Consider the following 22,177-nt stretch of genomic DNA (forward strand, 5'->3'; position numbering starts at 1 on the left):
GATTACACTTCATAGTGCGGCCTCGCTTTTCCCGCGCCGGACAACCTGAGGATGACAATCATGGGAAACAAAAAGAAAACCCCTGTCGCTGTTGATGTCGTAAAGACTGCTCCGTTAAAGACCAAAGAGTATGAACAAGAGCTACGTCGCCTGCACGTTGAACTGGTTAAACTCCAGCAGTGGGTCGTCGCCAAAGGACTCAAGGTGTGTATTGTTTTTGAAGGACGCGACGGCGCCGGTAAAGGCGGTACCATTAAAGCGATCACCGAGCGCGTCAGCCCTCGCGTGTTTCGCGTGGTTGCGCTCCCTGCCCCGACTGAAAAAGAAAAAAGCCAGCTCTACTTCCAGCGCTATGTGCCACACCTGCCTTCGGCGGGCGAAATCGTGATATTCGATCGCAGCTGGTATAATCGCGCGGGCGTGGAGCGGGTGATGGGGTTCTGCACGGAGGAGCAGGCAGAGAAATTTTTGGACGGCGCGCCGGTCATGGAAAAAGCGATGGTCGATGCCGGCATTATTCTGCTGAAGTACTGGCTGGAGGTAACGCCGAAAGAGCAGGAACGGCGTTTACGCGATCGTATTAACGACGGCCGTAAAATCTGGAAGCTCTCGCCGATGGATATTAAATCCTTTAACCTGTGGGATGAATATACTCGCGCACGCGACGCCATGTTTGAAGCCACCGATACCGCATGGGCGCCGTGGTTTGTGGCGCGTTCAGAAGATAAAAAACGCGTGCGCCTGAATATTATTTCGCACCTGCTAACCCAAATTCCGTATAAAGAAATACACGTTGAAAAGGTGGATTTACCGAAACGCAAAATTGGTAAAGTTAAACCCACAAAATATCCGTTCCGTTATGTGGAGGAGCGGTTCTGATATAGCAGGAGTAGGCCCGCGCAAGCGCAGCGCCGCCGGGCAAAGCCGACGGCGCAGGGTTTACTTCATTCCTTCCGTACTTTCCTGTTTCGCTTCCAGCCGTTCCACATCCCGATACCAGCGGGGATGGTGTTTCTGCGCCCAGCGGCGGCTCACCTTCCCTTCAATCATCCCTTTAATCGACCCCTTCACCCAGAACGCCATATACATATGGATCAGGATGGCGTGGATCAGAATAATGGCCGACGTGGCGTGGATCAGCAGCGCGTAGCGAATCACCTGTATCGGGAAGTAGTGCGCAAAATACGGACGCCAGATAATGACGCCCGTCACCAGCAGCACAAAAATCATGCTCATGATGGTCCAGAACATCATCTTCTGCCCGGCGTTGTATTTGCCCACCTTCGCGACTTTATGCTCGTTGCCCTTCAGGACTTCAACGATCCCTTTTACCCACGGAATGTCCTGCTTGTCCGGGATGTTGTGGTGAACGAAGCGTACGAACATGAACATCAGCACCACGAAAATCAGCACGCCGAAGAACGGGTGCAGAATGCGCCCCATCTGCGGGGTGCCGAAGGTTTCGGTTAACCACTGCAGCGTCGGGAAGAAGAACGAGATGCCGGAGACCGCCACCAGGAAGAAGCAGATGACCACCGTCCAGTGACATGCGCGGTCAACGAACTTTGTGCGCACAATCATTTTCGACTTACTCATGATGCTCCTCCTCCTCGTCATCCACCTCTTTATTTGGCCCGATACCAATGTAGTGATAAATCAGCCCGGCAAAGGTGGCGATAAAGCCCGCTGCAGAGAGCGGTTTGAGCGCCCCTTTCCACAGGTTGATCGAGGTATCGATCGCCGGATCTTTCGGCAGATTGTGATACAGCTCCGGCTGGTCGTTGTGGTGCAGCACGTACATCACGTGCGTGCCGCCCACGCCCTGCGGGTTATAAATACCCGCCCTCTCGTAGCCGCGCGCCTTGAGCTTGTCGACGCGTTCCTGCGCAACGTCCAGCATCTCTTTTTTCGTGCCGAAGTGAATCGCCCCGGTGGGACAGGTCTTGACGCAGGCGGGTTCCTGCCCGACGCTGACGCGGTCCACGCACAGGGTGCATTTGTATACCCGGTTATCCTCTTTATTGAGGCGCGGGATATTAAACGGACAGCCCGCGATGCAGTAGCCGCAGCCGATACAGTTATCCTGCTGGAAGTCGACGATCCCGTTGGCGTACTGAATAATCGCTCCGGCGGACGGGCACGCCTTCAGACAGCCCGGATCCTCGCAGTGCATGCAGCCGTCTTTACGGATCAGCCACTCCAGCCTGCCGTTCTGGTCGGTTTCGCTAAAGCGCATCACCGTCCAGGACCTGGCGCTCAGATCCGCCGGGTTATCGTAGACCCCGACGCAGTGCCCCACCTCGTCGCGGATATCGTTCCACTCGGAACAGGCCACCTGGCAGGCCTTGCAGCCCACGCAGGAGGAGACGTCGATAAGCTTGGCGACTTCTGCCTTATAATCCCGCGCGCGGGGCGCGGGGGTAATCGGGTTGGTCGCGGAGCGCTTAATAATGTCTTGTGTTTCCATCGCCATTTAATCGCTCCTTACGCTTTCTCGATGTTGACCAGAAACGCCTTGTACTCCGGCGTTTGCGAGTTGGAATCGCCGACGTTTGGCGTCAGGGTGTTGGCGATGTAGCCTTTCTGCGCCACGCCCTCAAAGCCCCAGTGCAGCGGGATGCCCACGGTTTCCACCTGCTGGCCGTGCACGTTCAGCGACTGCAGACGACGGGTCACCACCGCCACCGCGCGAATGAAGCCGCGCTTGCTGCTCACCTTCACGCGATCGCCGTTGGCAATGCCTTTCGCCTTCGCCAGCGTTTCGCTGATCTCCACAAACTGTTCCGGCTGGGCGATGGCGTTAAGCCGCGCGTGCTTGGTCCAGGTATGGAAATGCTCGGTCAGGCGATAGGTCGTCCCCACGTACGGGAACTTGTCCTTTTTGCCTAAGCGCAATACGTCGTCTTCGTAGATCCGCACCACCGGGCTGGAGACCACGTTCGGGTGCAGGGGGTTGGTGCCGAGCGGCGTTTCCATCGGCTCGTAATGTTCCGGGAACGGCCCTTCCGCCAGCTTGTTGAGCGCAAACAGGCGGCCCAGCCCTTCCGGCTGCATGATGAACGGCCCGGTGCTGCTGCCCGGCGCGGCGGTGCTGTAGTCCGGGATATCGTTCCCCGTCCACTTCGCCCCGTTCCACTGGATCAGCATGCGCTTCGGATCCCACGGCTTGCCGTTCACGTCTGCAGACGCGCGGTTGTACAGCACGCGACGGTTCAGCGGCCACGCCCACGCCCAGCCCAGCGTGTTGCCCAACCCGGACGGGTCGGCGTTATCGCGGTTTGCCATCTGGTTGCCCTGCTCCGTCCAGCTGCCGGCGTAAATCCAGCAGGACGATGCCGTCGTGCCGTCATCGCGCAGCAGCGCGAAGCTGTTAAGCAGCTGGCCTTTCTTCGCCAGCAGGTTACCGTTGGCGTCATACAGATCCGCCAGCGCCACGCCGTTGTTCTCTTTCGCCACTTCCTCTGACTCAGGGCGATCCGGCTGCTTGTAGTGCCAGCTCATCTTCAGCAGCGGCTCGGCGCCCTTGCCGCCCTCGGTGCGGTACATCTCGCGCAGGCGATGGTAAATGCCCGCCAGAATTTCACCGTCGTTACGCGCTTCGCCCGGCGCGTCCTGGCCCTTCCAGTGCCACTGCAGCCAGCGGCCGGAGTTGGCAATGGAGCCGTCCTCTTCCGCAAAGCAGGTAGACGGCAGGCGGAACACCTCGGTCTGAATCGACGCCGGATCGACATCGTTCGCTTCACCGTGGTTCTGCCAGAAGGTGGAGGTTTCGGTCACCAGCGGATCGATAACGACCATGTACTTCAGCTTGCTGAGGCTGCGCACGACTTTGTTCTTGTCCGGGAAGGAGGCCACCGGGTTAAAGCCCTGGCAGATATAGCCCGTAACGTTGCCCTTATCCATCATGTTGAAATACTTAATGACGTCATAGGCCTGGTCCCACTTCGGCAGCCACTCGAAGCCCCAGTCGTTCTCTTTCTGCGCCGCGTCGCCGTAGAAGGATTTCATCAGGCTGACGTAGAACTTCGGATAGTTGCTCCAGTAGTTCACCTGATCCGGCAGCGTCGCTTTTGGCGTGTTGGCCTCAAGATACGTTTGCAGATCCGCCTGCTTTTCGGACGGCAGCGTCAGATAGCCCGGCAGGCTGGTGGAGAGCAGGCCGAGGTCGGTCAGACCCTGAATATTGGAGTGACCGCGCAGCGCGTTGACGCCGCCCCCTGCCATGCCCATGTTGCCGAGCAGCAGCTGGATCATCGCCATGGTGCGGATGTTCTGCGCGCCCACGGTATGCTGCGTCCAGCCCAGCGCATACAGGAAGGTCGTGGTTCTGTCTGCCGCGCTGGTGGAAGCCAGCACTTCGCACACCTTCAGGAAGTCCGCTTTCGGCGTGCCGCAGATGTTCTCCACCACCTCGGGCGTATAGCGGGAAACGTGCTGCTTCAGCAGGTTCCACACGCAGCGCGGGTGCGTCAGGGTTTCGTCACGCATCGCATAGCCGTTTTCATCGAACTGATAGTTCCATGACGTTTTGTCGTACTGGCGTTTTTCCGCGTCATAGCCGCTGAACAGCCCGTCATCGAAGGCAAAATCATCCCGCACCAGCAGGTTCGCGTTGGTGTAGTGCTTAACGTATTCCGCGTTAATTTTGTTGTTTTCGATCAGGTACAGCAGTACCCCGGACAGGAACGTAATGTCCGTACCGGAACGGATCGGCGCATAGATATCCGCCACCGATGCCGTGCGCGTAAAGCGCGGATCGACGACGATAAGCGTTGCGTCGTTGTTGTTCTTCGCTTCCATCGCCCAGCGGAACCCCACCGGATGGGCTTCAGCGGCGTTACCGCCCATCACCACCACGACGTTAGCGTTTTTGATATCAACCCAGTGGTTGGTCATCGCACCGCGACCAAATGTTGGAGCAAGACTTGCTACCGTTGGTCCGTGTCAGACGCGCGCCTGGTTGTCTACCGCCAGCATGCCGAGAGATCGCACAAACTTTTGCGTCAGCATGCCGGTTTCGTTACTCGCCGCAGAAGCGCATAGCATACCGGTGGAAAGCCAGCGGTTGACCGTCACGCCCTGCGCGTTCTTTTCAATAAAGTTGGCGTCGCGGTCGGCTTTCATTAATTTCGCAATGCGCGAGAAGGCCTCATCCCAGGAGATACGCTGCCATTTGTCCGAACCCGGCGCGCGGTATTCCGGATAGCGCAGGCGGTTTTCGCTGTGAACGTAGTCCAGCAGCCCCGCCCCTTTGGGGCACAGCGCCCCGCGGCTCACCGGATGATCCGGATCCCCTTCAATATGATAAATCGCTTCTCTGGCGTTCTTCGCGCCATCGCCCAGGCTGTACATCAAAAGCCCACAACCTACGGAACAGTATGTGCAGGTGTTACGGATCTCTTTCGCGCGCAGCAGCTTAAAGTTGCGTGCCTGAGCCAGCGCCATTTTGGGAGCAAATCCCAGCATCGCGGCTGTTGTTCCGGCCATACCGCCCGCGCAGATTTTAAAAAATTGTCTGCGGCTGACGTCCATTGTTGTCCTCGTTATCAAATAAGACTTCGCGCCGCAAACTAACAGCAAAGCCCCTGATTTTTTTGCGTCAAATCAAGGTCGCGCGACTTCGCCCTCTTAATTGTCATCGCTCGCGCCTTGAAATACTCCTTTAGGGTTAAGCGCATGCGAGAATAATTCGCAACGCCGTCTGGATTAATGCTATATCTTTTTCCTTTGATTTTTTTAGCGATGAAGACGTAATGGACAGAAAGAGAGCAACGCTTATCGGGCTGGCAGCGATTCTGTTGTGGAGCACAATGGTGGGCCTGATTCGCAGCGTGAGTGAGGGACTGGGGCCCGTCGGCGGTGCGGCGATGATATACACCCTCAGCGGATTATTGTGTCTGGTGACGGTAGGATTTCCTGATATTAAACGTTTTTCCCCCAGGTATCTTATTGCAGGCAGCGTGCTGTTTGTCAGTTACGAAATTTGCCTCGCCCTGTCGTTAGGCTATGCCGCCACGCGCGCGCAGGCCATTGAAGTAGGGATGGTCAATTATCTCTGGCCGAGCCTGACGATCGTCTTTGCTATTTTGTTCAACGGACAGAAATCAACGCTGTGGGTCATCCCCGGTCTCGTCCTCGCGCTGCTCGGGGTATGTTGGGTATTAGGCGGTGAGCAAGGATTACATCCTGATGAAATAATCCGCAATATTGTATCGAATCCGCTCAGCTATGCGCTGGCTTTTGCCGGAGCATTTATCTGGGCGGCCTACTGCACGGTAACCCGTAAATTTGCTAACGGGCAAAGCGGCATTACCCTGTTTGTTTTGCTGACCGCGCTGAGCCTGTGGGTGAAATTTGCCTTGAGCGATCAGCCGGAAATGGTCTTCAGCGTTCCGGTTGTCGTGAAACTCGTTATGTGTGGCGTGGCGCTTGGGTTGGGTTATGCCGCCTGGAACGTTGGCATTCTGCACGGTAACGTCACGGTGCTGGCCGCCGTATCCTATTTTACTCCCGTCCTCTCCGCCGCGCTTGCCGCCGCGCTGCTGAGCTCCCCCCTCTCTTTCTCGTTCTGGCAAGGCGCGCTGATGGTCTGCGCCGGGTCGTTGCTCTGCTGGTACGCCACGCGGAAATAATTCCGGTTCTGCTGTCGGGAAATATTCATCCCGACAGCAAAAAATTAACATAAATTTAATATTTGAGCGCGCGTTTAGGTTCTGTTTATATTATCGTCCTTGCGTAACGTTTCGTCTTTTAATATTGACATAAACTGACACCGCAAGGTGATTAATCGCCGTCAAATACTCACAGCGTTAATAGCACAAAGTGCAATAGTATGTTTCCGTGTGTTTCTCATTAAACAACGGAATTTCCGTGCAATTAAGGGCGGCAAACCGCCGCGCAGGGTTAAATTCACTATACCACCCCACCAAAAAGAACGGCATTGCCGATAATTAACGTATTTTATAAAAACCCGTCGAAACTATATCAGCCAAAATAAACCCCACCAAAAACTGATTAAATACGCATCACTTCGGGCTATTTCCCGGCCATTTATCCGATCTCGATCACACTAAATGAAATTATTATTAATAATTTGAAACTTATTATTGAAAGAGGACTACAAGATTTTTAAAAATAACGTGCCATTGACGAGCGGCCTCGTTTAAAACTCGTTCAAAGTGGCTCAGGAAATACCTAAGAAAATTATAAGGAATATTTAAGATGAAACTTAAATTAGTTGCAGTGGCAGTGACTTCCATGTTGGCGGCAGGCGTTGTAAACGCGGCTGAAATTTATAACAAAGACGGTAACAAGCTGGATCTGTACGGTAAAGTAACAGGTCTGCACTATTTCTCTGATGACGCTGGCAACGACGGCGACAAAACCTACGTTCGTCTGGGCTTCAAAGGCGAAACTCAGATCAACGATCAGCTGACCGGTTACGGCCAGTGGGAATATGAGTTCAAAGGCAACCGTTCCGAATCCCAGGGCACTGACGGCAGCAAAACGCGTCTGGCCTTCGCGGGTCTGAAATTCAACGAATTCGGTTCTTTCGACTACGGTCGTAACTACGGTGTTGCTTACGACATCGGCGCATGGACTGACGTTCTGCCAGAGTTCGGTGGTGATACCTGGACTCAGACCGATGGCTTTATGACTGGCCGTACGACTGGCGTTGCGACCTACCGTAACACCGACTTCTTCGGTCTGGTTGACGGTCTGAACTTCGCTGCTCAGTACCAGGGTAAAAATGACAACCGCGACATCACCGAAGCGAACGGTGACGGCTGGGGTCTGTCTTCTACCTATGAAATGGACGGCTTCGCTGTCGGAGCCACCTACGCGAAATCTGACCGTACTGACCGTCAGGTTGCAGCAGGTCGCGTAGCCAATACCGTTAACGCTGGCGGTGAGAATGCAGAAGTATGGGCTGCTGGCCTGAAATACGATGCGAACAACATCTACCTGGCAACCACCTACTCTGAAACCCGCAACATGACCAACTTCGGTGACGGTTATATCGCGAACAGAGCTCAGAACTTCGAAGTTGTTGCTCAGTACCAGTTCGACTTCGGCCTGCGTCCATCCATCGCTTACCTGAAATCTAAAGGTAAAGACCTGGGTTCATACGGCGACCAGGATCTGGTTGAATACATTGACGTTGGCGCGAGCTACTACTTCAACAAAAACATGTCTACCTATGTTGATTACAAAATCAACCTGGTTGACGACAACAGCTTCACCAAAGCAACTGGCGTTGCTACCGACAACATCGTAGCGGTTGGCCTGACCTACCAGTTCTAAGATATGTCACGCTAAGAAGCCAGCCCATGTGGCTGGCTTTTTTTATACGGATTTCTGGCGTCAAAAAGGAGAACGCCATGCACCTGTTCAAAGGACGCTGCCTGTGCGGAATGAGTCAGTTCAGCGCGAGCCTCAACAATTTTGACGTATACGCCTGTCACTGTACGCAATGTCAGAAGTGGTCAGGCGGCATTGCCATGTATCTTGAGACGCAGGGCGCGCCGCTTGTGGAGCAAGACTCCATTGCCCCGTCTCATTTTGCTTCATCCGCGCGCGGCGGACGCTGGTTCTGTCCCGGCTGCGGCTGCCCGCTGTGGTTCAAACTGACGTCATCGGCGCGCTATTTTATTCCCTGGACGCTGCTTGAGATGAGCGAAGATGAGCGACGTCGGCTGGTGCTTGCTGCAGAAATCTACACCGAAACCCAGCCCGCGTTTTTTGGCCTGACCGGGCAATACGCGCGCTATAGCGGTTCGGAAATTGAAGCGCTGGATAAGCACTGCCTGCTTACGTCGTAGACGGTTCAACGCTCGCAGCCCGACGCAGCCAGCTTTGCAGCAGCTTGCCGTCCTCGGTCATTTCTGAATCTGAACGCACGCAGAGGTAATAGTCGCGCCCGTCGTCTATGGGTAAGTCAAATATCTTCACCAGCTCGCCGCTCTCCAGATAAGGCGCAATCAGCGGCTCACGCATCAGCGCGCAGCCCAGCCCCGCCTGCACGCCCGCCAGCGTCAACAGCCCGTCTTCAAACAGGGGGCCGCTGCGCCGGAGAGGACGTTTTTCCCCCTGCAGCTGAAACCACTGCGGCCAGGTGGTGCGCTCCTCATCGTGCAGCAGCGGCATTTGCAGCAGTTGCTCCGGGGTGTCGATATGGCCATGAATGCGCAAAAACGCCCGGCTGCACACCGGCACCATCTTGCCGGAAATCAGTTTTTCACTCTGATAGCCCGCCCACTGCCCGTTGCCGAAACGGATCGACATGTCCGACGCGTCGCTCAGATAGTTACGATGGTTGGCATACACCACGTTGATCTCGGTCTGCGGGTTGGCGCGCATAAATGCGGGCAAACGCGGGATAAACCACCCCATGCCAAAAAGCGGGATCAGGCTGATGGTGACCTGACGCGTTTGCGCCTGCTCTGCCAGATGCTCCGTCGCCTGGCGCAGCACGTTAAACGCCGCGCGGATCGAGCGATAATATTCACGGCCATGCTGGCTCAGCGCCAGCCTGCGCCCCTGACGCTCCGTTAGCGGCATTTGCAGATACCCTTCAAGCACCTTGAGCTGATGACTGACGGCCGACGGGGAAATATCCAGCTCCTGCGCGGCCAGCGTCACGCTGCCCAGGCGGGCGATGGCCTCAAAGGCACGGACAGCCCGAAGCGGCGGATCGTTTGCCAGGCGACTGTCTGCATACGCAGATAACGCTGCCGACTGTTCTGTTTTATTCATATGTTGATTTCTTTAGGCTTTTTACCAGAAAACATGATTTTATTATGTTTATATAAATCATAAAGATAAAGCAATACCGGTTTATCATAAGAAATAATATATGTGTATTTTACAATTTAATTCATTTATCGGATGGTAGCCGCAGAAAGAGCACTTTGCGGGTACAGACGTTGGATACACTCATACAACAACTGATCAACGGCGTAATGCTGGGAAGCATTTATGCGCTGATCGCGCTGGGCTATACCATGGTGTATGGCATCTTGCGCATTATTAACTTTGCTCACGGCGATATTCTGATGGTCGGCGCGCTCACCACGCTATCCGCCATTAACGCCCTGAATGCCACCTTCCCCCACATGCCGCAGCTGCTGCAGCTTGGCGTTGCCCTGGTGATTGCCATGGCCGTTTGCGCCCTGCTGGCGATGGCCGTGGAGCGCTTTGCCTACCGTCGGCTGCGCAACGCCCCGCGCCTGGCACCGCTGATCTCGGGTATTGGCGTTTCGGTCCTGCTGCAAACCGTGGCGATGATTATCTGGACCCGCAACCCCCTGATGTTCCCGCAGATCCTGCCCATGGATCCGATCGCCGTGACGTCAGGCAGTGACATGCATCCTCCTGCCATTGTGACCGTCACCGGCATGGTTACCGTGGCGCTGGCGCTGACGGTGATGATCGGGCTGTGGCTGCTGGTGGAATACACCCGCCTGGGCCGCGGCATGCGCGCCGTGGCGGAAAACCCGCGCGTGGCCACGCTGATGGGGGTAAACCCCAACGCGATTATTACGCTGACGTTCGCCATTGGCGGCGTGTTTGCCGCGCTGGCAGGCGTCATGATGGCGAGCAACTACGGCAACGCCAGCTTCTCGATGGGCTTTTTGCCGGGAATTAAAGCTTTTACCGCCGCCGTGCTGGGGGGAATTGGCAACATTCGCGGCGCCATGATTGGCGGGATCCTGCTCGGCATAATTGAAGCGCTGGGCGCAGGTTATCTGGGGGAACTGACCCACGGCGTCTTTGGCAGCAACTATCAGGACGTCTTTGCCTTTATGGTTCTGATTCTGGTGCTGGTCTTGCGTCCGGCAGGACTTCTGGGCGAGCGCGTGGCGCACAGGGCATGAGGAAATGATGACAACGCTTCAACTACAAATTCCGACGGCGACGCGTAAATTCTGGTCAGGTATGATCCTGTTCTGCCTCGCGCTGCTGGTTGCGCCCGTAGTGGCCACGCAGCTTGGCGGCAACTACTGGGTGCGCGTTATCGACTTTGCTCTGCTCTACATCATGCTGGCGCTGGGGCTCAACATTGTGGTGGGCTATACCGGCCTGCTGGATATGGGGTTTATCGCGTTTTACGCGGTGGGCGCCTACCTCGCGGCGCTGATGGCCTCCCCACACCTGCTGGAGGTGTTTCCGATCCTCGGCGTCTGGTTCCCCGGCGGGCTGCACACCTCCTATCTGCTGATTATTCCGCTGGCCGCGCTGGTGGCGGCTGTCTGCGGCATTCTGCTGGGTGCCCCGACGCTGAAGCTGCGCGGGGACTATCTGGCGATAGTGACCCTCGGCTTTGGCGAAATCATCCGCATCCTGATGCGCAACCTCGACCGTCCGGTCAACATCACCAACGGTGCAAAGGGCATTACCGGGGTGGATACGCTGAATCTGTTTGGCCTGAAGTTCAGCGGCGTCTACCACTGGTTCGGTTTCAAGGTGCCCGCCCTGTGGCTGTGGTACTACCTGCTGATGCTGGTGATTGTGGCGATTATTTTTGTCTGCCTGCGCCTGCAGCACTCGCGCATTGGCCGCGCCTGGCACGCCATCCGTGAAGATGAGGATGTGGCCCGCGCGATGGGCATCAACGTGCGCAACTATAAGCTGCTGGCCTTTGCGATGGGTGCCTCCTTTGGCGGCGTGGCGGGTGCTCTGTTCGGCGCGTTTCAGGGCTTCGTCTCCCCGGAATCCTTCACGTTACAGGAATCCATTGCCGTGCTGGCGATGGTGGTGCTGGGCGGGATGGGACACATTCCGGGGGTGATCCTCGGCGCAATACTGCTTACCGCCCTGCCGGAACTGCTGCGCAGCCAGGCGGCCCCGGTTCAGCAGGCGCTGTTCGGCACGGTGCTGATTGACCCGGAAGTGTTACGCCAGCTGTTCTACGGCCTGGCGCTGGTGCTGGTCATGCTGGTGCGCCCATCCGGGATCTGGCCGGTGCGCCACAAGGAGGTAAAGGCATGAGCCTGTTAACCGTTCGCAACATGTCAAAACGCTTCGGTGGCCTTACCGCCGTGGATGACGTTTCAATTACCGTAAACAAGGGCGAGATCTACGGGCTGATTGGCCCTAACGGGGCGGGGAAAACCACCTGCTTTAATCTGATCACCGGGCTTTACCCGGCGGACAGCGGCGAGTTTTCGATTGCCGACAGGCCCTATTTTCCAAAGCAGATTGAGAAAGTGACCGCAGCCGGGATTGCCCGCACGTTTCAGAACGTGCGCCTCTTTAACGACATGTCGGTGCTGGAAAACGTGATGGTGGGTCGCCACGTGCGCACCCGTAACGGCCTGTGGGCCGCGCTGAGCCGCCATAAACGCGCCCGGGCGGAAGAAAAGCAGACCCGCGAACAGGCCTGGCACCTGCTGGAGTACACCGGGATTGCGAAGTTCGCCCACTATCGCGCCTGCGATCTGGCCTACGGTCATCAGCGCCGTCTGGAGATTGCCCGCGCGCTGGCAACCGATCCGCTGCTGCTGGCGCTGGACGAACCCGCCGCAGGGATGAACGCGGCGGAAAAAGTGGCGCTCGGCGAGCTGCTTATCCGACTGCGCGATGACGGTAAAACCCTGCTGATGATTGAGCATGACGTCAAGCTGGTGATGGGCATCTGCGATCGCCTGACGGTGCTGGATTACGGCAAAACGCTCGCCAGCGGCACGCCGGAAAGCGTCCGTCGCGACCCGGCAGTGATTGCCGCCTGGCTTGGAGGCAACGCCCATGTCTGAATTACTGAAGGTGGAACGTGTGGACGTGCATTACGGCGGTATTCAGGCCGTACGCGATGTCTCTTTTACCCTGCGCGAGGGTGAACAGGCTACCCTGATTGGCGCTAACGGCGCGGGGAAAAGCTCCACCGTGCGCGCCATTACCGGTCTGGAAAACTTCAGCGGCCGTATTGAATTCAACGGAAAAGCGGTACGCAAGCACAGGCCTGAAGCCCTGCTTCGTGACGGGCTGGTGATGGTCCCGGAAGGCCGTGGGATCTTCTCTCGCATGACGGTACTGGAAAACCTGCAGATGGGCGCCTGGCTCAGGCGTGACACTGTCACCTTCAGGCGGGAGATGAATGAGATTTTCGAGCGCTTCCCGCGCCTGGGCGAACGCCAGCATCAGCTTGCCGGCCTGCTTTCCGGTGGCGAGCAACAGCTGCTGGCCCTTAACCGCGCCCTGCTCAGCCAGCCGCGTCTGCTCATTCTCGACGAACCCTCAATGGGCCTTGCGCCGAAGATGGTCGAGAACATTTTTGCCGTCATTGCCGGCCTGCGCGAGCGCGGCGTCGCCCTTCTGCTCATCGAACAAAACGCCCGACTCGCGCTGGAGGTGACCGATAGCGCGTGGGTGATGGACAGCGGCAGCATTGTCCATCACGGCGAATCGAAAGCGCTGCTCATTGACGACCAGATTGCACAGATTTATTTGGGCGAAATGCCCGTTTAACAACACCAGCCAACATCAGGGAAATACAATGAAAACAGTAAAAATCAGTGCGCTCAGCGCCGCTATTCTGCTCAGCGGTTTTGCCTCAACGGCCACATGGGCCGCTGACGGCGAAACCGTGGTTATCGGCCTGGCGGGCCCGCTCACCGGCCCGTCTGCCCGTATCGGTAAAGATCTGGAGAACGGCGCGCAGCTGGCCATTGACGACATTAACAAGCAGCACCCGACCATCGGCGGCAAAGCGGTGACCTTCAAACTGCAGTCAGAAGACGATCAGTCCGACCCGCGTACCGCCGTGGCCGTCGCGCAGCGTCTGGTGGATAGCGGCGTCGCGGGCGTCGTAGGTCACTGGAACACCGGCACCAGTATTCCGGCAGCCCGCGTCTATCACGATGCCGGCATCGCGCAGGTCGCACCGGTCGCGACCGGTCATGCCTATACGCAACAGGGTTTTGATACCAGCTTCCGCGTGATGGGCCACGATGACGACGGCGGCCAGCTCGCCGGTCAGTACGCGGTGAATACCCTGAAAGCCAAGCGCATTGCGGTGATCGACGACCGTACCGCCTTCGGTCAGGGCCTGGCGGACCAGTTTATAAAGTCGCTTGAAGCGCAGGGCGTGAAGATTGTCGACCGTCAGTACGTGGATGACAAAACGGTGGACTTCAGCGCGGTACTGACCGCCATCCGCAGCAAAAACGCCGATCTGATCTTCTTCGGCGGCGTCGACAGCCAGGCCGCACCGCTGGCACGCCGCATCAAACAGCTGGGCATGAACGCCACGCTGATGGGCGCTGGCGGATTTGTCAGCCAGACGTTCCTGAAGCTGGCGCAGAAAGAAGGCGAAGGCGTGGTCGCGCTGGAGCCGGGTCTGCCCGTCGACCAGATGCCGGGTGGAAAGGCTTTCGAGCAGGCCTGGCAGTCCCGCTACCACACCCATATCGAACTGCACGCGCCGTTCGCCTATGACGCCACCCGCGTGCTGGTTGCGGCGATGGAAAAAGCAGACTCCGTCGATCCGTCCGAGTATCTGCCAGCCCTGCGCGGCATTAGCTACTCCGGCGTCACCGGGCAAATTGCGTTTGATAAAGAGGGCAACCTGAAGTCGCCGTCGTTCACCGTTTACAAAGTTGTCGAGGGCAAATGGCTGCCGCAAACCGTGCTGGGTGGCGCAAAAGCGAAGTAACGCAGTGAGGGCAATGTGATGAGTGATAATAACGAGCTGGGCATTCTCGCCCGCCGCAAAATTGAAGCAGAAATTATTAAGCCAATTTATGAAATCCTGGTGCGCGAGATAGGGAAAACCCGCGCCCAGGCGGTCATCGGCGAGGCGATTGAACAAGCGGCAATTGACGCAGGCAAAGCGTTTGCCAGCAAAGAGCCCAACGGCGCGGACGTAAAGAGCTTTATCGCCCTGCAGTATCTGTGGGAGAAAGATAACGCGCTGGAGGTGAAGGTGCTCGACGCCGACGACCAGCAGTACAACTACAACGTGACCCGCTGCCGCTACGCGGAGATGTATCATGAAATGGGGCTGGGCGAGATTGGTCATCTTCTCTCCTGCGCGCGCGATGAAAAGTTCATCGTTGGCTATGCGCCGGACGTGAAGCTGACCCGCACGACCACCATCATGCAGGGCGGTGCGTGTTGTGACTTCCGCTACCGCAGCGCTAAGGACAAGACATGATCCGCGTCAACGCCGAACGGCTGTGGTCAACGCTTGAGATGATGGCGCAGATTGGCGGCACCCCCGCCGGTGGCGTCACCCGTCTGGCACTGAGCGAGGAAGATCGTATTGCGCGCGACCTCCTGCGCGACTGGGCGCTGGAGGCAGGATTCACCTGCGATATCGACAGCATGGGCAATATGTTTATCCGTCGCGCGGGGAAAAACCCGCAGCTTGCCCCAGTCATGACGGGTTCCCATTTGGATACCCAGCCGCTGGGCGGAAACTACGACGGGGTGTACGGCGTGCTGGCCGGACTGGAGCTGCTGCGCACGCTGAACGATAACGCGATTGAAACCGAGCGCGACGTCGTGCTGGTCAACTGGACCAACGAAGAAGGCGCGCGCTTTGCCCCGGCGATGCTGGCCTCCGGCGTCTGGGCAGGCCAGCTCACGGAAGACTTTGCATACGCCAGTATGGACAACCAACGGATAACCGTTCGCGAGGCGCTGGAAGCGATTGGCTATCGCGGCGAACGCCCTGCCCGCGCATTTCCGCTTCACGCCTGCTATGAGCTGCATATTGAGCAGGGGCCGATCCTCGAAGAGGAAGAGATCGACATCGGGCTGGTGCGGGCGGCCATGGGCCAGCGCTGGTTTACGGTAACGCTCGACGGTTTTGCCGCCCATGCGGGAACGACGCCGATGCACAGCCGCCGCGATGCGGTTATCGCCTTCGCCGGGCTGGCGCTGAACGTGGAGGAGATTGGGTATCAATTTGCGCCGGACGGACGCGCGACCATCGGCATGGCGCAGGTTACGCCGAATTCGCGTAACGTTGTCCCTTCGCGAGTGGAATGCAGCGTGGAGTTTCGCCACCCTTCACAGGACGCACTTGAAGCCATGGAAGCCGCGCTGCATGTGGCGACAAAAAACCTGGCCGCACGCGGCGTGACGGCCAACGTCGAGCGCATCTTCGACTATGCGCCAGTCGACTTTAACGAAGCCTGTCTGGCCCGTACGGAAAACGCCGTCGCCGCGCTGGGCTATTCGTCAAAATCGATGGTCTCCGGTGCCGGACACGACACCTGCTACGTCAGTAAGGTGGCCCCTGCCAGCATGATTTTTATCCCCTGCGTGAAGGGCGTCAGCCATAACGAAGCGGAAAGGATCCTGCCGGAGTGGTCAGAGAAAGGCGCGAATGTGTTATTGCACAGCGTCCTGTCTGCGGCGCTTGAGCGATAGCGCGGTGCGAAAGCAGAAGATCTCTGCTTTCGCCTGAATCTACACGGCAACGCGTCGGCTGATTTCGACGACGCGATCGCTGGGAAGGTGATAGTGGTTGATGACGTGCGTGCAGTTGCGCTTCATAAAAGCAAAGATGTGCCGCTGCCAGGCCGCCATGCCCGCCTCACCTTCGCCTGCCACAATGGTTTCATGCCCGACATACCAGGTGGCGTCATCCGTGGCAAAAATTGCGTTGACCTCGCTGACGCCCTGCAGCAACCGCGGGATGTCCGGGTGTTCCATAAAGCCATACTGCGCCACGCCGTGCCAGTAGCCCGGTGCGCGCTGCTCCACTCTTATACGTTGTTCTTCCCCCACGTAGGGCACGTTGAGAATATCAATGGTCAGCGACAACACGTCCTGCTGTAGCGCCCGGTTGCGCGCGACGTGCCAGCGCATGACCGGCGGGATATTGTTCTGGGTTCGGGTCAAAAAGATGGCGGAGCCCGCCACTCTGGGCACCGTCTTTTGCTGAAGCTGGGCAAAGAAGGCATCCACGCTGACGCCCATCTCGCCCACCGATGCCGATACCGCCTTAACGCCCCGGTGCCAGATCAGCATCACCGTACAAACAGCGGCGGCCATCAGCAGCGGAATATAGCCGCCTTCCAGCACCTTAATCAAATTGGCAAACAGGAAGGTGGCATCAATCACCAGGAAACAGAAGGCAATGACCGCGCTGCTGACCAGGCTCCAGCGCCACACTTCCCGCATAGCGACAAACAGCAGGCCCGTGGTCATCAGCATGGTTAATGACACGGCGATGCCGTACGCCGCGGCAAGCTTGTCGGAGGATTTAAAGAACACCACCAGCCCGATGGTCACCCCCATCAGCAGCCAGTTTATTATCCCGATGTAAATCTGGCCGTAGCTTTCTGCCGCCGTCTGTTTGATGCGTAACCGGGGCAACCAGCCAAGCTGAATGGCCTGGCGCGTCATCGAAAAAGCGCCGGTAATAATCGCCTGGCTGGCGATGATTGTCGCCAGCGCGGCAAGAATGATGAGCGGAACCTGCAGCGCAGGCGGACACAGCGTATAGAAAAGATTCTGTTTGCTGTCGGCACCAGCCAGAATCAACGCTGACTGACCGGCGTAGTTGAGCAGCAGCGAAGGAAAGACGACGCCGTACCAGGCAAGCCAGATGGGCTTTTTACCAAAATGCCCCATGTCGGCATACAGGGCTTCGGCACCCGTCACGCAGAGAAACACGCCGCCCAGGACCAGGAAGCTGGTGTACCCGTTCGAAAACAGAAACGCGATGCCATACGCGGGATTGAGGGCCAGCAGTACCGAGGGGTGTTGCACGATCCCCCGCACGCCAAGAACTGCAATCGCCAAAAACCACACCGCCATCACCGGGCCAAAAATTTTCCCTATACGGGCGGTACCAAAAGGTTGGATAAGAAACAGCGCCAGCAGAACCGCGACCGTCAGGGGTAGTATGTACGGCTGGGACGCCGGGAACACCATTTCCAGCCCTTCGAGGGCAGACAGGACGGAGATGGCCGGGGTTATTGCGCCGTCACCGTATATCAGCGCGGCGCCAATCAGGGCGGCAAAAATGACCCAGCGTCCGCCTTTGCCCTTTTCCACCAGAAGCGACATCAGGGCCATGATGCCCCCTTCGCCATGGTTATCAATTCGCATGGCAAAGGCGGCATATTTTATGGACGTCACCAGGATGAGTGTCCAGGTTATCAGGGAGAGCAGGCCGAGTATGACGCCGGGCGTCGGGTCATGCTCAGAGAGCGAAAGCACCGTCCGGAAGGTATAAAGCGGGCTGGTGCCAATATCACCAAAAACGACGCCAAGCGCCCCTCCTGCAAGCAGGGTTAACCGGGAGAGCGGTTGGGACGCTTCACTGCTGTGGCGAGGGCTCATATTTTCCAGCAAGAGTCAGATAATCCTATAAAAAACATAGCGCATCTGCCCCACCGGCGCCAACCGCGCGCCCTGTTTTACTGCGGATTGACCTTCGCCAGGCTGAACCAGATCCCCACCGCCAGCAACAGCAGCATTCCCCCCGCGCTGCCCAGCGCCACGCTGTGCGAGGTGATAAACGCGCTTTTCGCCGCCTCAATCACCGGTTCCGCCAGGGTCGGCGTGAGATCCTGCGCCACCTTCATCGCCTCACCGATGGATGACGAAGCTTTATCGACGAGCGAGGCATCCAGCCCCTGCGGCAGGTCAATCGACGCCGAGAAGCTGCGGGTCAACAGCAGACCAAAGATGGCGATCCCCAGCCCGGCCCCCAGCTCATAGGACATGGTTTCAATTGCGCCTGCGGCGGCGGCTTTCTCTTTCGGCGCGGCCGCCATAATGGCCGAGGTCGAGGCCAGCAGCGCGCTGGCGGCGCTGAAGCCGAGCAGCACCATTAGCCCCCACGCCTGCCACTGCTGCGTGCTGAAGTCGAGCATCGACAGGCCGATAAAGCTCACGGCGCTGAGCCCCATTCCGCCAGCCGCAACGATGCGCAACCCTAAACGTCCGACCAGCACGCCCGCGATCGGGCCACTGAACCCGCTGGCGACCATCACCGGCAGCATGAACATGCCCGCTTCAAACGGCGTAAAGCCATGAACAAACTGCAGCTCCTGGGCCATCAGGAGCTCAAAGCCGACCAGGGCAATCATGGCGGTCATCGCCATGACCACGCCGCTCAGGATGATGCGATGGCAAAACAGGCGCATGTCGATCATCGGTACGCGAGCGCGAAGCTGAATACGCACGAAAATGAACAGCAGCATCGAGCCGGTAACCAGCGCGGACGCGACGATCCACGGTGACAGGGTGCCCTTCAGGGCGGTTTTCGCGCTGTAGACCAGCAGCAATATCGCCACAATCAGCATCACGGCATGGCTGATATTCAGCGGCTGCTCCGGACGCCCCTGCTGAGGCGGCACGAAGCGCGCGGCCAGCGACACCACCACCAGCACGATCGGGACGTTGATCAAAAACACCGAGCCCCAGTAAAAATGCTCGAGCAGCATACCGCCAATCAGCGGGCCAAACGCCGCCCCGCCGGACCCCACCGCGGCCCAAACGCCCAGCGCGATATTACGATCCCGCGCGTCGGTAAACAGCGTGCGGATCCCGGCCAGCGTGGCTGGAATAATCATTGCTGCACCGATTGCCAGCGAGGCGCGCGCCGCAATCAGCCACCCGGCTGACGGCGCAAACGCTGCCGACAGCGACGACAGGCCAAACAGCGTGCTGCCAATCATGAGCAATCGTTTAAAACCAATGCGGTCGCCCAGCGCGCCCATCGGCAGCACCATTCCCGCCATCACCAGCGAGTAGATATCGATGATCCACAGCAATTCATTGCCGCTGGCGCCCAGCGTCATGCTCAATGTCGGCGCCGCCACGTGCAGCACCGTCGCGTCGATCGCCACCGGGATATAGACCAGCACGATAATCACTAACGCTAACCACTGACGAAACATAAATTTCCTTTTCATTTTAAACATGGACACATGTCCAGGATGCGATCCTACGTAAAGTTGAACGAGTGTCCAGCTTTTTGTTACACTCGTTTCATTCCCATTGAGAGTGAGTACACATGCGATATCTGAGCAAGGATGAACGGCGGGAAGCGATTTTACAGGCCGCCATGCGCGTGGCGCTGGCCGAGGGGCTGGGAGCCATGACGGTGCGGCGCGTTGCGTCGGAAGCGGGCGTGGCAACCGGACAGGTACACCATCATTTTGCCTCCGGCGGAGAGCTAAAATCGCTGGCCTTCGTTCGGTTAATCCGCGAACTGCTGGATGCTGACGTCGCCAGGGTACAGGCCGGATGGCGCGAACAGCTTCATGGCATGCTCGGCAGCGATGACGGCAGATTTGAGCCCTATATTCGTCTATGGCGCGAAGCGCAGATCCTGGCCAGCCGCGATGATGACATAAAGGGTGCCTATGTCATGACGATGGAGATGTGGCACCAGGAAACCGTGGCGATTATTCGGGGGGGAGCTGAAGCCGGGACCTTTACGCTCACCGACCGGCCGGAAAATATTGCCTGGCGTTTGATAGGCCTGGTATGTGGCCTGGACGGGATTACGGTATTGAATATGCCAGAAATGGACGACGCGGCATTTAATAAGCATCTCGATAAGCTTATTTCGCTCGAGTTATTTTAACAGCGTTTACAATGAGTGCGGGCACGGCCTCAAGCCAGGCAGCGCCGCTGACTGTGTCGGGTGGCGGCTACGCCTTACCCGACCTACGTTTAAGCCCTTGTAGGCCCAGTAAGGCGTAGCCGCCACCGGGCTATAAGGTCAGAACAGAGTGCTTCCGCTTATGATTGAAACAACTAACATCAGAAGCAAAATTGCAGCAACAAGACCAAAAGCCAGTAACGCCGCATGAAAAGCGATCGTGGCCCCGGAAAAAAAGAGTGCCCCACTCACGGTCCATTTGTTCTCTTTGCGAAGGCCACTAATGAAAGCAAGTCCCAACGCCATGACAGATAACATTATTCCGCTAGCGATCAGTAACCGGTCAATATATACCGGTTCCTTTTTCGTCTCAACGATTGGCTGCTCTCCTTTTATACCAGCCAATATTCCTTTTTTTACCGCCGACACCTTTTCAGCTACAACAACTTCAAGCACTGTCGACTTTGAAGAAAATGGACCGAGGGTGAACTGAACTAATGAGAGAAGCAGTGCAATAACGCCGAGCAACATTCCCACTGAACTGAATTTATTCCGAATCAAGATCTCCATATCAGTATCCCTTTGATATTGTCGGGTGGCGGCTACGCCTTACCCGACCTACGTTTAAGCCCCTGTAGGCCCGGTAAGGCGTAGCCGCCACCGGGCTATTTTCCTGCCTGCGGATGCGTATCAAACCCTGCCATCACCGCCGTCAATTCTGCTAGTGTAAAGCCGTGCTTCGGATCGTCAACCCCAAGACCAAAGCGCTCCTGCATCAGCTGATACAGCGCCTCCGCATCCGGCAAGTGGATCTGCTCCTCCACATGACCGTTCTGCCAGTGGGTGAAGTTGAAGTTGGTCAGCGTCAGCTTGCCGCCGTCCGGCAGATGGCGGCACATCAGCAGATGATGGCGGAAATGCGACTGCGGCCAGTGCGCCGACCAGAAGTTCCCCATCACGTAATCGCTGAAATACTGCGTCGTCAGGTCAAACTGGTACATCGACTGCCAGTGCTCATGGTGACGGAACTGCAGCACCCAGTCGTTGCCCTCGCTCAGCAGACGATACAGACCGTGCGGCGTCTCCTGTTCTTCATTAGCCAGCAGTCGAATCGGCGCCGTCAGCGTCTGGCCGCCAAACCCCACGTCGGCGATCCAGCGTTCACCGTTAAGCTCGACCAGCAGCAGGCGGTGCGTACGCGGCGGCATCTGCGACGGATTCGCCAGAACCACGCGCCCGAGCACGCTGCGCACCGTAAACCCGACGTCACGCAGGACGCGCTCAAGCAGGCCGTTTTGCTCAAAGCAATATCCCCCGCGGTGTGCCGTCACCAGTTTGTCCTCCAGGCACCGATCTTCAAGATGAATTTCGCGCGGCAGCACGACATCAATATTCTCAAAGGGGATCGCACAGTTGTGGTGTAAATGCAGCGCTCGCAGGGTGTTGATATCCACCCGTGCCGGCTGCGTCCAGGCGATACGATCGAAATAGGCGGTCAGGAATGGGGACATACATCAGTTTCCTTTGATTGTGGTGTTATGTTTATAAACTAATTTTGCGCATTCATTTTGATTTACGTGCTTTTTCGCCATACTCATCGTG

Annotated in this window: 20 protein-coding genes; 12 read left to right on the top strand and 8 right to left on the bottom strand. The window is 57.4% G+C overall.

What is annotated here, in order from left to right:
• Positions 1–60: 60 nt before the first annotated feature.
• On the top strand, positions 61–879 hold the full coding sequence (ppk2, locus tag FY206_RS12925) for a polyphosphate kinase 2 (protein ID WP_032640724.1): 819 nt from the start codon (positions 61–63) through the stop codon (positions 877–879).
• 60 nt (positions 880–939) lie between these two features.
• On the opposite strand, the gene fdnI is transcribed toward ppk2, so the two are convergent.
• Genes fdnI through fdnG form a run of 3 tightly spaced genes read right to left on the bottom strand, consistent with a single transcriptional unit; the run spans position 940 to position 5,532 of the window.
• The gene (fdnI, locus tag FY206_RS12930; protein WP_032640727.1) at positions 940–1,596 is read right to left on the bottom strand and encodes a formate dehydrogenase-N subunit gamma; all 657 of its coding nucleotides are present in this window, start codon (positions 1,594–1,596) and stop codon (positions 940–942) included.
• Positions 1,589–2,473, bottom strand: coding sequence for a formate dehydrogenase subunit beta (gene fdxH, locus FY206_RS12935; protein ID WP_032640729.1), 885 nt, complete (start codon positions 2,471–2,473; stop codon positions 1,589–1,591). The genes fdnI and fdxH overlap by 8 nt, the downstream gene beginning before the upstream one ends.
• Positions 2,474–2,484: 11 nt before the next feature.
• Positions 2,485–5,532, bottom strand: a complete 3,048-nt coding sequence (gene fdnG, locus FY206_RS12940; protein ID WP_100249851.1) for a formate dehydrogenase-N subunit alpha — start codon at positions 5,530–5,532, stop codon at positions 2,485–2,487.
• Positions 5,533–5,753: 221 nt separating this feature from the next.
• Here fdnG and yddG point away from each other — a divergent pair, with 221 nt between their 5' ends.
• The 3 genes from yddG (at position 5,754) to FY206_RS12955 (ending at position 8,822) form a co-directional block, all read left to right on the top strand.
• On the top strand, positions 5,754–6,632 hold the full coding sequence (gene yddG, locus FY206_RS12945) for an aromatic amino acid DMT transporter YddG (protein ID WP_032640737.1): 879 nt from the start codon (positions 5,754–5,756) through the stop codon (positions 6,630–6,632).
• A gap of 589 nt (positions 6,633–7,221) precedes the next feature.
• Complete coding sequence (ompC, locus tag FY206_RS12950; RefSeq protein ID WP_032640739.1) at positions 7,222–8,304, top strand: porin OmpC; 1,083 nt, start codon at positions 7,222–7,224, stop codon at positions 8,302–8,304.
• A gap of 77 nt (positions 8,305–8,381) precedes the next feature.
• Positions 8,382–8,822 carry a GFA family protein gene (locus FY206_RS12955; RefSeq protein WP_077064041.1) on the top strand — a complete coding sequence of 147 codons (441 nt, stop codon included), beginning with the start codon at positions 8,382–8,384 and terminating at the stop codon, positions 8,820–8,822.
• Here the strand turns inward: FY206_RS12955 and FY206_RS12960 are convergent.
• Positions 8,812–9,756, bottom strand: a complete 945-nt coding sequence (locus tag FY206_RS12960; protein WP_032640741.1) for a LysR substrate-binding domain-containing protein — start codon at positions 9,754–9,756, stop codon at positions 8,812–8,814. The genes FY206_RS12955 and FY206_RS12960 overlap by 11 nt on opposite strands.
• Before the next feature lie 170 nt (positions 9,757–9,926).
• Here FY206_RS12960 and FY206_RS12965 point away from each other — a divergent pair, with 170 nt between their 5' ends.
• The 7 genes from FY206_RS12965 to FY206_RS12995 are packed head-to-tail and all read left to right on the top strand — an operon-like array spanning position 9,927 to position 16,377.
• Entirely contained in the window at positions 9,927–10,877 is a 951-nt protein-coding gene (locus FY206_RS12965) for a branched-chain amino acid ABC transporter permease (protein WP_032640743.1), read from the top strand.
• A gap of 7 nt (positions 10,878–10,884) precedes the next feature.
• On the top strand, positions 10,885–11,991 hold the full coding sequence (locus FY206_RS12970; RefSeq protein WP_032640746.1) for a branched-chain amino acid ABC transporter permease: 1,107 nt from the start codon (positions 10,885–10,887) through the stop codon (positions 11,989–11,991).
• Positions 11,988–12,755: an ABC transporter ATP-binding protein gene (locus FY206_RS12975; RefSeq protein WP_032640748.1), complete on the top strand. Its 768-nt coding sequence runs from the start codon at positions 11,988–11,990 to the stop codon at positions 12,753–12,755. Before FY206_RS12970 ends, FY206_RS12975 begins: the two co-directional genes overlap by 4 nt.
• Positions 12,748–13,467 (top strand): ABC transporter ATP-binding protein, encoded by a 720-nt coding sequence (locus tag FY206_RS12980; RefSeq protein ID WP_032640750.1) that lies wholly within the window; start codon positions 12,748–12,750, stop codon positions 13,465–13,467. The genes FY206_RS12975 and FY206_RS12980 overlap by 8 nt, the downstream gene beginning before the upstream one ends.
• 28 nt (positions 13,468–13,495) lie before the next feature.
• Positions 13,496–14,653, top strand: a complete 1,158-nt coding sequence (locus FY206_RS12985) for a branched-chain amino acid ABC transporter substrate-binding protein (protein WP_032640752.1) — start codon at positions 13,496–13,498, stop codon at positions 14,651–14,653.
• An 18-nt stretch (positions 14,654–14,671) separates the two neighbouring features.
• A complete protein-coding gene (locus FY206_RS12990; RefSeq protein ID WP_032640754.1) occupies positions 14,672–15,154 on the top strand; it encodes an L-2-amino-thiazoline-4-carboxylic acid hydrolase in 483 nt (160 codons plus the stop codon).
• Entirely contained in the window at positions 15,151–16,377 is a 1,227-nt protein-coding gene (locus tag FY206_RS12995; RefSeq protein ID WP_032640756.1) for a Zn-dependent hydrolase, read from the top strand. Before FY206_RS12990 ends, FY206_RS12995 begins: the two co-directional genes overlap by 4 nt.
• A 39-nt stretch (positions 16,378–16,416) precedes the next feature.
• Here the strand turns inward: FY206_RS12995 and FY206_RS13000 are convergent, their stop codons facing one another.
• Entirely contained in the window at positions 16,417–18,300 is a 1,884-nt protein-coding gene (locus FY206_RS13000) for a potassium transporter Kup (RefSeq protein WP_032640758.1), read from the bottom strand.
• Between the two features lie 77 nt (positions 18,301–18,377).
• On the bottom strand, positions 18,378–19,865 hold the full coding sequence (locus FY206_RS13005) for an MFS transporter (RefSeq protein ID WP_032640760.1): 1,488 nt from the start codon (positions 19,863–19,865) through the stop codon (positions 18,378–18,380).
• 116 nt (positions 19,866–19,981) lie between these two features.
• Between FY206_RS13005 and FY206_RS13010 the strand changes: the two genes are divergently transcribed.
• Positions 19,982–20,557 (top strand): TetR family transcriptional regulator, encoded by a 576-nt coding sequence (locus FY206_RS13010; protein WP_032640762.1) that lies wholly within the window; start codon positions 19,982–19,984, stop codon positions 20,555–20,557.
• Positions 20,558–20,695: 138 nt separating this feature from the next.
• Here FY206_RS13010 and FY206_RS13015 read toward each other — a convergent pair whose 3' ends face one another.
• On the bottom strand, positions 20,696–21,145 hold the full coding sequence (locus tag FY206_RS13015; protein ID WP_032640764.1) for a hypothetical protein: 450 nt from the start codon (positions 21,143–21,145) through the stop codon (positions 20,696–20,698).
• A gap of 95 nt (positions 21,146–21,240) precedes the next feature.
• The gene (gene nhoA / locus FY206_RS13020) at positions 21,241–22,086 is read right to left on the bottom strand and encodes an N-hydroxyarylamine O-acetyltransferase (RefSeq protein WP_032640766.1); all 846 of its coding nucleotides are present in this window, start codon (positions 22,084–22,086) and stop codon (positions 21,241–21,243) included.
• Between the last annotated feature and the right edge of the window lie 91 nt (positions 22,087–22,177).

Origin of the sequence: Enterobacter chengduensis, from assembly GCF_001984825.2 — a bacterium.
Classification (GTDB): domain Bacteria; phylum Pseudomonadota; class Gammaproteobacteria; order Enterobacterales; family Enterobacteriaceae; genus Enterobacter; species Enterobacter chengduensis.